The sequence below is a fragment of the Hallella bergensis DSM 17361 genome, from assembly GCF_000160535.1.
In the GTDB taxonomy this organism is placed as follows: domain Bacteria; phylum Bacteroidota; class Bacteroidia; order Bacteroidales; family Bacteroidaceae; genus Prevotella; species Prevotella bergensis.
Genome location: NZ_GG704780.1, coordinates 496,034 through 506,226, shown reverse-complemented (window position 1 = coordinate 506,226; position 10,193 = coordinate 496,034). Strand labels below are relative to the sequence as shown.

Annotated in this window: 10 protein-coding genes; 8 read left to right on the top strand and 2 right to left on the bottom strand. The window is 50.3% G+C overall.

Annotated elements, in window-relative coordinates:
- Positions 1-376: 376 nt before the first annotated feature.
- The 6 genes from HMPREF0645_RS02025 (at position 377) to folK (ending at position 4,854) form a co-directional block, all read left to right on the top strand.
- On the top strand, positions 377-1,258 hold the full coding sequence (locus HMPREF0645_RS02025; protein WP_044123137.1) for a cell division protein FtsX: 882 nt from the start codon (positions 377-379) through the stop codon (positions 1,256-1,258).
- Positions 1,259-1,293: 35 nt separating this feature from the next.
- Positions 1,294-1,593, top strand: a complete 300-nt coding sequence (locus HMPREF0645_RS02020) for a DUF3098 domain-containing protein (protein ID WP_007173156.1) — start codon at positions 1,294-1,296, stop codon at positions 1,591-1,593.
- A gap of 12 nt (positions 1,594-1,605) precedes the next feature.
- Complete coding sequence (locus tag HMPREF0645_RS02015) at positions 1,606-2,436, top strand: undecaprenyl-diphosphate phosphatase (protein ID WP_007173155.1); 831 nt, start codon at positions 1,606-1,608, stop codon at positions 2,434-2,436.
- Between the two features lie 7 nt (positions 2,437-2,443).
- On the top strand, positions 2,444-3,142 hold the full coding sequence (gene truB / locus HMPREF0645_RS02010; RefSeq protein WP_007173154.1) for a tRNA pseudouridine(55) synthase TruB: 699 nt from the start codon (positions 2,444-2,446) through the stop codon (positions 3,140-3,142).
- Positions 3,143-3,213: 71 nt separating this feature from the next.
- Entirely contained in the window at positions 3,214-4,407 is a 1,194-nt protein-coding gene (queA, locus tag HMPREF0645_RS02005; RefSeq protein ID WP_007173153.1) for a tRNA preQ1(34) S-adenosylmethionine ribosyltransferase-isomerase QueA, read from the top strand.
- Between the two features lie 21 nt (positions 4,408-4,428).
- Positions 4,429-4,854 carry a 2-amino-4-hydroxy-6-hydroxymethyldihydropteridine diphosphokinase gene (gene folK, locus HMPREF0645_RS02000; RefSeq protein WP_007173152.1) on the top strand — a complete coding sequence of 142 codons (426 nt, stop codon included), beginning with the start codon at positions 4,429-4,431 and terminating at the stop codon, positions 4,852-4,854.
- Positions 4,855-5,325: 471 nt separating this feature from the next.
- On the opposite strand, the gene rpsO is transcribed toward folK, so the two are convergent.
- Positions 5,326-5,595, bottom strand: coding sequence for a 30S ribosomal protein S15 (rpsO, locus tag HMPREF0645_RS01995; protein WP_007173151.1), 270 nt, complete (start codon positions 5,593-5,595; stop codon positions 5,326-5,328).
- Positions 5,596-5,800: 205 nt separating this feature from the next.
- Between rpsO and typA the strand changes: the two genes are divergently transcribed.
- Complete coding sequence (gene typA / locus HMPREF0645_RS01990; RefSeq protein WP_007173149.1) at positions 5,801-7,603, top strand: translational GTPase TypA; 1,803 nt, start codon at positions 5,801-5,803, stop codon at positions 7,601-7,603.
- A 106-nt stretch (positions 7,604-7,709) separates the two neighbouring features.
- Here the strand turns inward: typA and HMPREF0645_RS01985 are convergent, their stop codons facing one another.
- A complete protein-coding gene (locus HMPREF0645_RS01985) occupies positions 7,710-8,534 on the bottom strand; it encodes a GSCFA domain-containing protein (RefSeq protein WP_007173148.1) in 825 nt (274 codons plus the stop codon).
- Between the two features lie 323 nt (positions 8,535-8,857).
- Here HMPREF0645_RS01985 and HMPREF0645_RS01980 point away from each other — a divergent pair, with 323 nt between their 5' ends.
- Positions 8,858-10,105 carry an amidohydrolase family protein gene (locus HMPREF0645_RS01980; RefSeq protein ID WP_044123225.1) on the top strand — a complete coding sequence of 416 codons (1,248 nt, stop codon included), beginning with the start codon at positions 8,858-8,860 and terminating at the stop codon, positions 10,103-10,105.
- Positions 10,106-10,193 lie beyond the last annotated feature (88 nt).

Here is a 10,193-nt window from a genome sequence, read left to right as displayed (position 1 = left end):
TTAAAGAACAGCGTACCTGTCTCTGTCTTTTCAATATCCCTCCTTAGAACATCAACAACCTTCTTGTCTTTACTAAAAGTTAACATCTATTAAGTCGGTTATTTTTGCAAAATTACCGCGTATTCTCCAAATTACCAAATTCATTGAAGAGTTTTTGATATGAATAATATTACTGTCCGCTAAACTTTTTGAGGAGCAGCACAACATCATGCCGCGAATACCCTTCCACCGTTGTAGGAGGGTAAGTTAGCCTTGCGCGGTTGCTGAATCGTAGCCTGTGCCGCTGCGATTTCGTTAATGCTCGTTAAAGGTTTGCTCGTTTGTTAGTATTTTGTTACTTTTGTACAAAATTTACATGACTATCTCTAATTCTCAGATGGGAAAGAATCGTAAGAAAACCGGCAGGCGCTCTGGCCTGCAGGCCGTTACCCTGTGCATCAGCACGGCTCTGGTGCTGATCTTGCTTGGGCTGGATGTGTTCTCCACGCTGACCGGGCGCAACCTGTCGTCGTATGTCAAGGAGAACCTCGTGGTGACGATGATGCTCGAACATGACATGACCGACACCGAGGCACAGGCCATGTGCAAGGGACTGGGCACAAAACCATATATCAAGGATGTCCACTTTATCAGCAAGAAGGCGGCTCTGGCCGAGGCCACCAAGGAGATGGGCATCAATCCGTCCGAGTTTACGGATGGTGTCAACCCCTTCTCGTCGTCGATCGATCTCACGCTCAAAAGTGATTATGCCAACAACGACTCCTTGGTGTGGATCGCTCCCGAGCTGAAGAAATATTCCAAGGTGACCGAAATCAGTTATCAGCGCGACCTTATCGATGCCGTGAACCGCAATCTGGCCAAGATTGGACTGGGACTGCTCGTGCTGGCCATCCTGCTCACCTTTGTATCATTCTCGCTTATCAACAACACTGTCAGGCTCGACATCTATGCCCGCCGTTTCTCCATTCACACCATGAAATTGGTTGGCGCCTCGTGGGGCTTCATTCGTCGGCCGTTTGTGCGCCGGGCTGTGTTGACGGGACTCTTGGCAGCTGTGCTGGCCAATCTGTTCCTGGCAGGCTGCATCTATGCGCTCTATCGTTATGAACCGGAGATCCTGACGATTGTCACTTGGCGTGAGATGGCGCTCACGGGCGCGGCCGTGATCTTTTTTGGCATTGTTATTACCGCCCTGTGTGCCAGCATCTCGGTGAACAAGTTCCTGAAGATGAAGGCCGGCGAACTCTACAAGATTTAATACCGTTATTTCAAAAAGCATAAACGCAAAACATCATGGATAGAAGAAATTTAGCATTGGGCCGCTCCAATTTTATATGGTTGGTCATCGGCTTTGCAATCGTTGTCATCGGGTTTATTCTGATGAGTGGCGGGGTTTCGACAGAAGAGGCCTTCAATGCCGACATTTTCAGCGTGCGACGCATCAAGGTAGCACCCGTGGTATGTTTCATTGGGTTTGTCTCCATGATTTATGCCGTGGCTCACAGGCCCCGGCATCGTGCCGACAGCGGCGTTGCCGTGCCCATGACCGGCGAGGAGAAGCATCCTGAGGTCGAAACTCCGGAAGAAAACTAACGCGCGGCAGGAATGGATCTGTTTCAAACCATTATTATCTCCATCGTGGAGGGACTCACAGAGTTTCTCCCCGTTTCGTCTACGGGTCACATGATCATCACGCAGAACCTGCTGGGTGTGCAGCCCGGAGACCCATTTGTACATGCGTTTACGTTTATCATACAGTTTGGTGCCATCCTCTCGGTAGTATGCCTGTATTGGAAGCGTTTTTTCCAGATGCGCAATGCCGAGGAGCTGTCCGACAAACTGAAATTCTACGGCCTGCTCATCGTCGGTGTGCTGCCGGCCGTCGTTGTTGGCTTGGCAGCCAAGAAGAGTGGGTTGCTTGCCTGGTTGCTCGACTCCGTGACCGTGGTGGCCATCATGCTGGTGGTGGGCGGTGTCTTCATGTTGTTTTGCGACAAAATCTTCAACGGCGGTCGCGATGAGAACAGGGTGACGTGCAAGCGCGCCTTCCTCATCGGATGTTTCCAATGCCTGGCCGTCGTGCCCGGTGTGAGTCGAAGCATGGCCACCATTGTGGGTGGTATGCAGCAGAAGCTCACGCGCAAGCATGCCGCAGAGTTCTCGTTCTTCCTGGCTGTGCCCACCATGGCCGGAGCCACGCTGCTCGACCTCATCGAGATGTTTGGCGAGGATGCCACGTGGGCCACGCCACACAACATCACGATGCTCATCGTGGGCAGTGTGGTCGCATTCATTGTGGCCATGCTGGCCATGAAGTGGTTTGTGGGTTTCATCACGAAGTTTGGGTTCAAGGCCTTTGGCTGGTACCGCATCATCGTTGGGGGAATCATTCTTGTCATGCTGCTGTCTGGACAGTCGCTGGTCATGGTAGACTAAGGAGCCGATGGACTTTATCAAGGGCGAAATCTTTGCCATAGACAAACCTTACCGCATGTCGAGCTTCGGGGCACTGGCGCATGTGCGCTACCTGCTCTCGCGCAAGTTGGGACGCAAAGTCAAAATAGGACATGCCGGCACGCTCGATCCCTTGGCCACGGGCGTGTTGGTGCTGTGCACAGGGAAATGCACCAAGCAAATCGAAACCCTGCAGGCCCATACCAAGGAATACACGGCGACGCTACAGCTCGGAGCCACGACCGACAGCTACGACCGGGAGCACACCGTGAACCACACCTACCCCTGCCGACACATCACGGAGGACATGGTGCGGGAGGTGCTGAAGCAGTTTGAAGGCGATATCGACCAGGTGCCGCCAACCTACAGTGCCGTCAAGGTGGGGGGCGTGCGTGCCTACAACATGCGTCGCATGGGACAGGACGTCGAGCTGGCACCCAAGAGAATACGGATAGATCAAATCGAACTCACCGCCTTTGATGCCGCAACGCATCGTATGTCCATCAGGGTGGTCTGCGGAAAAGGTACCTACATCAGGGCGTTGGCACGTGACATCGGTCGTGCGATGGACAGCGGCGCCTTCCTGACGGAACTGCGGCGCACGAGAGTAGGCGACATCACAGTGGAGGACTGCATCGATTTCAACCAGTTCCAAGCGTGGCTGGACCATCTGCCGGAGCTGGGCTGAATCGCATGAACGACCGAGGCTGTCGTGGCATGCGGCCAGTAATCATCAAGAAATAACAAGGAATAATCAATATGAAATTATCACAATTCAAATTCAAGTTGCCGGAAGAGCTTGTGGCACTCTATCCTCACAGTTTTATGCGTGAATTTACCAACGACGATGGAACGAAGGGGTCGATTCGCGTTACGCGCCGCGACGAGTCGCGCCTGATGGTGCTGCACCGCACCACGGGGGAAATAGAGATGTATCGGAAAGACGCCAAGGGTAATCCCATCGAGGGCGAATACTTAGACTTCCGCAACCTGCTCGACTATTTTGACGAGCACGATACTTTTATATTGAACGACACCAAGGTGTTTCCGGCACGCCTCTACGGCACAAAGGAAAAGACGGATGCCAAGATCGAGGTATTCATTTTGCGTGAGCTCAACCGCGAGACGCACCTCTGGGATGTGCTCGTGGAGCCCGCCCGCAAGATACGCATTGGCAACAAGCTCTTCTTCGACGAAGTGGGGACGATGGTGGCCGAGGTCTACGACAACACCACGAGTCGTGGTCGCTCACTCCGATTCCTCTACGACTGCTCGCATGAGCAATTCCGCGAGGATTTGTTTGCCTTGGGCGAAATGCCCCTGCCAACCTATATTCTGAACGGACGTCCGGAGCATCCGGAGATGAAGGGTATGCACGTGCGTTCCCGCGCACTGCCCGAGGATTCGGAGTACTTCCAGTGTGTCTATGCCAAGAACGAGGGTGCGGTGACCGCTCCGGCCACAGGACTGCACTTCAGTCGCGAACTGATGAAGCGCATGGAAATCAAGGGTATACATACCGCGTTTATCACGCTGCATTGCGGACTCGGCAACTTCACCCCGATCGAGGTGGAGGATCTGACCAAGCACAAGATGGACTCCGAGCAGATGATCATCACCAAGAAGGCCTGCGACATTGTGAACCGGACCCGGAAGGAGGGGCACCGGTTGTGTGCCATCGGTACGAGTGTGCTCAAGGCCACGGAGACGGCCGTGGGAACTGATGGCATGCTGAAGGAGTATAATGGATGGACCAGCAAGTTCATTTTCCCCAAATACGATTTCGGGTTGGCCGACAGCATGGTGGCTAACTTCTATCATCCTGAATCCACGATGGTGATGGCGACGGCAGCATTTGGTGGCTACGAGAAGGTCATGGAGTGCTACGACCTGGCCGTGAAGCATGGTTACAAGTTCGGTTGCTTCGGCGACAGTCTGCTGATTGTGGACTGATTCTTTGTTACCTGAGTGGAAATGCAAACCGATCGTTCGCACATGGTATATTTGGGGTTGGGTTCCAACATCGGCAACCGCCGGCAACTCATCGGCGAGGCTGTGACGCGACTGGGCGAGCGTGTAGGTCGGGTGGTGCGGCAGTCGTCGCTCATTGAGACCGAACCGTGGGGTTTTGATTCACCCAACAGGTTTCTCAATTCATGTGTGGCCTGCCGCACCGCACTCACTCCGCATGAGGTGCTCGCTGCAACGAAGCAGGTGGAGAAGGAAATGGGACGCATGGAAAAAACGAAAAACGGCGAATACCACGACCGGACGATCGACATCGATATCCTGCTATACGATGACATTCGCATGGATGAGCCTGGCCTTACAATTCCGCATCCCAGAATGCAGGAGCGCGAGTTTGTCATGAAGCCCCTGCGGGAAATAAGGGATTACTAATTCACAATTCATAATTCACAATTCAAAATTAGGCTGGCGCGTTGGTAATTCATAATTATCAGCGTGTTGAATCTTCGTTCTTCACTCTTCATTCTTCATTCATAATTGGGCTGGCGCGGGTAGTGAAGATATTCTAATATTGTTTGCGAAGCAAACGCAAAGATATTTTGCGATGAGCCTTATGTCTATAAAAAGATATTCTCGGGATATTCTATGATTCGGCGAAGCCGAGCGGAGGGATTACTAATTCACAATTCATAATTCACAATTCAAAATTAGGCTGCGCGTTGAGCAAGTTGTTGCAACAGAAACGGTGGAAGGTGAATAGTGAAGAGCGAAGAGTGAAGAATCAACGCGTCAGCCAATTGTGAATTGAAAATTGTGACGAGTTGATGAGCTTGCGAATAATTGTGAATTGTAAGAACAAGGCCACATCCTGAAACATAGGATGTGGCCTTGGAGTCTTTCGTCTTATCTGCGAAGTCCCAGTGCTTTGATGATTGCACGGTAACGTTCGATGTCCCGCTTCTTCAGATAGTCGAGCAGGGCACGACGCTTACCAACAAGTCTGGTCAGCGAACGAATGGTCACATTGTCCTTGTGGTTAACCTTAACGTGCTCTGTAAGGTGAGCAATGCGGTACGTGAACAGTGCGATCTGGCTTTCTGCAGAGCCTGTGTCGGTTGCGGACTTGCCGTACTTGCCGAAAATTTCGGACTTCTTTTCCTTAGCTAAATACATTGGTATAAAATTGATTAATATTGTTGCATCATTACATCTTTCCACCGCACACAAGCCTTAATCACAGCTTGAAACGGTATCAAATGCATCGGGCTTTCCGTAAATGCGGTGCAAAGTTACGAAAAAGATTCGGTATTCAACCCTTATATCCAATCTTTTTTGTAATTTTGCAGCAGTTAAGTATAGCATATATTAAGGTAAATCAATGCAAGAAATTCGTAATATCGCAGTAATTGCGCACGTAGACCATGGTAAAACGACCTTGGTAGACAAGATGATGCTTGCTGGAAAACTGTTCCGTGACGGCCAGGATAACAGCGGCGAAGTATTGGACTCCAATGATTTGGAGCGCGAACGAGGGATAACTATTCTATCTAAAAACGTTTCCATTAGATGGAAAGACACCAAAATCAACATTCTCGATACGCCCGGTCACTCCGACTTCGGAGGTGAGGTGGAGCGTGTGCTCAACATGGCCGACGGCTGTCTGTTGCTGGTGGATGCTTTCGAAGGCCCCATGCCGCAGACCCGCTTTGTGCTGCAGAAGGCGCTGCAGATAGGATTGAAGCCCATCGTGGTGGTGAACAAAGTAGACAAGCCGAACTGTCGTCCTGAGCAAGTGTACGAGATGGTTTTTGACCTCATGTGCGATCTCAACGCCACCGAAGATCAGCTCGACTTTCCTGTGGTGTATGGATCGGCTAAGAACGGGTGGATGAGTGCCGACTGGAAGCAGCCCACCGACAATATTGAATATCTCCTGGACAAAATCGTGGAGATGATTCCGGCTCCGAAATATATCGAGGGAACGCCGCAGATGCTTATCACATCGCTCGATTACAGCAACTATACGGGTCGCATCGCCGTGGGTCGTGTGCATCGCGGTGTATTGAAAGACGGCATGAACATTACCATTTGCCATCGCGACGGCAGCACCCAGAAAACCAAAATCAAGGAGCTTCACACTTTCGAGGGTATCGGACATAAGCGCACCGACGAGGTGGCAAGCGGTGACATCTGTGCCGTTGTGGGTCTGGAGAAGTTTGAGATAGGCGATACCATTGCCGACTTTGAGAATCCCGATCCGCTGCCCCCCATTGCTGTGGATGAGCCTACGATGAGCATGCTCTTTACCATTAACGACTCTCCGCTCTTCGGTCGAGAGGGCAAGTTCTGCACTTCTCGCCAGATTGGGGATCGACTGAAACTTGAATTAGAGAAAAACTTAGCCTTGAGAATCAGGGGTGCGGAGGATGCCACCGACAAATGGATTGTCAGTGGGCGCGGCGTGCTCCACCTCTCTGTGCTCATCGAGACCATGCGTCGTGAGGGCTTTGAGCTGCAGGTGGGGCAGCCCCAGGTTATCTTTAAGGAAATCGATGGGGTGAAATGTGAACCGATTGAAGAACTTGACATCAATGTGCCTCAAGATTTCTCGAGCAAAATGGTGGATATGGTGACACGCCGCAAGGGCGAACTGACCGGTATGGATTCCGAGGGCGACCGTGTGAACATTACGTTTGACATACCGTCACGAGGCATTATCGGACTGCGCACCAATGTGCTCACCGCCAGTCAGGGCGAGGCCATCATGGCTCATCGTTATAAGGAATACCAGCCTTACAAGGGGGAAATTGTACGTCGCACCAACGGATCGATGGTAGCCTTGGAAAGTGGTACTGCGTATGCATACGCCATTGACAAACTTCAGGATCGTGGCAAGTTCTTCATCGACCCGGGTGAGGAGGTGTACGGCGGACAGGTAGTAGGCGAGCATGTTCACGACAATGACCTTGTTATCAATGTGACCAAGGCCAAGCAGCTCACCAACGTTCGCGCTTCGGGAACCGACGACAAGGCTCGCATTGTGCCGAAGGTGGTGATGAGTCTGGAGGAATGTCTCGAGTATATCAAGGAAGATGAGTATGTGGAGGTAACACCGAAGAGCATGCGCATGCGGAAGATTACACTCGATCATTTGGAACGTAAGCGTCAGAACAAAGAGTGACGCACGCATACTGATCAAGATTGCTGGGCGGCACCATTAGGCCCGTTCTTGGGCATACAGATGCCACCCCCAGCCAACTATATAACAAGGAATAAGCCCCTGCGGTTTATTCCTTTCTGTATTGTAGCAAAAGGGCTTTCTCCTGTTCCTTTGCCTTTCTTAGAAAGACTTTGTAGTCCTCGCTGTCGGGATTGAACGGGCGATGGGCGAGAGCTTCGCGAATAGGTTTCCACGCTTGGAGAAAATCGAATGTGGCATGTGAGAAAAAGGTTTCGGACATGCGTTGATAGATATACTCCACGGCTTGGTCGGTGGGGTGGAGCATGTCTGGCTTGTAGAAACGATAGTCGCGCAGTTCATCATTCATGATTTCGTAGGAGGGGAAATAGGCGGTTGGAGTGGGAGCATTCCCGATGGTTTGCTCTATGGCCAGAAGCAGCGTTGCCTTGGAGAGTCGGCTGCCGTGGTATCCATATTTCCGATAGCGTATGGGGCTAACGGTCAGGATGAACCGGATGAGTGGAAACTGCTTGTGAATGAGTCTGATGGCCTGGTCAAGATAGCGCGAACATTCATCGACGGTTAGTTCTTTTTCTTCAAAAAGCTTTTGGGGGCGCTTGCGACAATTGTCCACAATCTCTCCGGTTTCCCTGAGAATGTACACGTGGTTGGTGCCAAGGGTAAAGACTGCGGTACCCGGGCGATCGACCTCGAAAGGCATCTCGCCGGCTGCCAGCAATCGTTCTACGGTGTGAAGAATGCTGGCCGGGTTGTACATCACGCCGTATGGATTGACCATTGCTCGAAATTTCTCCTCCTGAAAGCGCTTCCCGACGTTGTCAGCAAAACACGAACCCACAAACAGCATGCGCTCGCATGGCTCTATTTTCCAGGGGGAGGGCTGTATGTCGACGATTGTTCTAAACTCCATGGATTCTTGATTTTAGTTTCCCGTTCACCGCATCAATTTTTTTTGAAAGGCCATTCAAAAAGAAACAACGATGGCGCAATGAATGGTGAAAACCGATGGACAAAGATAACACATTCCGAGAAGAAAGCGAAGCAAACTCGAGCTTATTATTGAATAAAAAGGTTTTGGTGGAGCGAAAAAGAAGTAATCATAGCGTCGCCCCGACCGACTTGCTCTGCACTGTTGTATAGTTGCGGTAAAAAGGAAAAATCTTCTTAAAAACTTGCTAATGTCAATAAAAATAGCTATATTTGAGACACGGTTTTTATCAAATTATTATGGCTATGAAAAGAAAATTTTTTAATGCGAAATTCTATCGCAACTGTGAGGCAACAGAAATGATTGTGGAGAATGGCAAAATTGCTCAGATCGGCAACAATCTACCTAAATGTGACGAGGAGATTGACCTGAAAGGTAAGTTTGTGCTTCCTCCCTACGTAGACCCACACTTGCACTTGGACTATGTTTACACGCTGGCAGAGATGGAGGGTATTGGCGCTGCATCGGGAACGCTTTACGAGGCTATCGAGAACTGGCCCAAATATAAGGCAACAATGACCATAGAGGGCGTGAAGAAGTTGGCACGCAAGGGTATTGAGGACGAGGTATCACAGGGTGTACAGTTTATTCGTGCACAGACCGACGTCACCGATCCTAAGTTTATCGGTTTCAAGGCTCTTATGGAACTGAAAGAAGAGATGAAGGATATTGTGGATATCCAGGTGGTAGCTTTCCCACAAAACGGTATGTACACCTACAAGGGTGGAAAAGAATTGGTGGAAGAAGCTCTGAAGATGGGTGCTGACGTGGTTGGTGGCATTCCACACTATGAGCCCGCGAGAGAGTTTGGCGAGAAATCGATCCACGATATTGTAGAGATGGCCATGAAATACAACGTGCTGATTGACGTTCACTGCGACGAGACCGACGACACCATGGCAAGGTTCGTAGAGATTCTTAACGCACTGGTATACCTGGAGGATTATGGCACAAAGACCACGGCAAGCCACACTTGTTCGTTCGGATCGGCAGACAACTCATACGCATACAGAATGTTCGACATGTTTAAGAGAAGCAAGATGAACTTCATTTCTTGTCCTACAGAGAATGCATACCTGCAAGGTCGTCAGGATACTTATCCAAAACGTCGCGGTTTGACACGGGTGAAGGAGTTCATGCACATGGGTATCAATGTTGCACTGGCTCAGGACTCTATTAACGACCCATGGTATCCATTGGGAAGCGGTAATATGATGAATATCTTGGACAATGCCATTCACCTGTCACAGTATGCAAGTCCGGAGGAAGTAGAAAATGCTTTCGATATGATTACTTACAACGGTGCTAAGTGTTTGAACATCCATAATGAATACGGACTGGAAGAGGGCAAGGATGCCAACTTTATTGTTCTGGATGGTGACAGCTCATGGGACTGCATCCGCAGACGTGTCGGTGTGCTGGCTTCTGTAAGAAAGGGTGAATTCTTGTTTAAGAAGAAGCCTACAGAATACGAGGTTCCTTTCAAGATGTAAGGACAAACATAACGAGTGAACAAGTTGAGAAGTTGACTGTTTAAACTCGAAAATTATCATCACAAAAAAGGCTACTATCGAAAGATGT

Coding starts and splice junctions, on each gene's coding strand:
- HMPREF0645_RS02025 (WP_044123137.1), top strand. CDS start 377: ATGGGAAAGAATCGTAAGAAAACCGGCAGGCGCTCTGGCCTGCAGGCC.
- HMPREF0645_RS02020 (WP_007173156.1), top strand. CDS start 1,294: ATGGATAGAAGAAATTTAGCATTGGGCCGCTCCAATTTTATATGGTTG.
- HMPREF0645_RS02015 (WP_007173155.1), top strand. CDS start 1,606: ATGGATCTGTTTCAAACCATTATTATCTCCATCGTGGAGGGACTCACA.
- truB (WP_007173154.1), top strand. CDS start 2,444: ATGGACTTTATCAAGGGCGAAATCTTTGCCATAGACAAACCTTACCGC.
- queA (WP_007173153.1), top strand. CDS start 3,214: ATGAAATTATCACAATTCAAATTCAAGTTGCCGGAAGAGCTTGTGGCA.
- folK (WP_007173152.1), top strand. CDS start 4,429: ATGCAAACCGATCGTTCGCACATGGTATATTTGGGGTTGGGTTCCAAC.
- rpsO (WP_007173151.1), bottom strand. CDS start 5,595: ATGTATTTAGCTAAGGAAAAGAAGTCCGAAATTTTCGGCAAGTACGGC.
- typA (WP_007173149.1), top strand. CDS start 5,801: ATGCAAGAAATTCGTAATATCGCAGTAATTGCGCACGTAGACCATGGT.
- HMPREF0645_RS01985 (WP_007173148.1), bottom strand. CDS start 8,534: ATGGAGTTTAGAACAATCGTCGACATACAGCCCTCCCCCTGGAAAATA.
- HMPREF0645_RS01980 (WP_044123225.1), top strand. CDS start 8,858: ATGAAAAGAAAATTTTTTAATGCGAAATTCTATCGCAACTGTGAGGCA.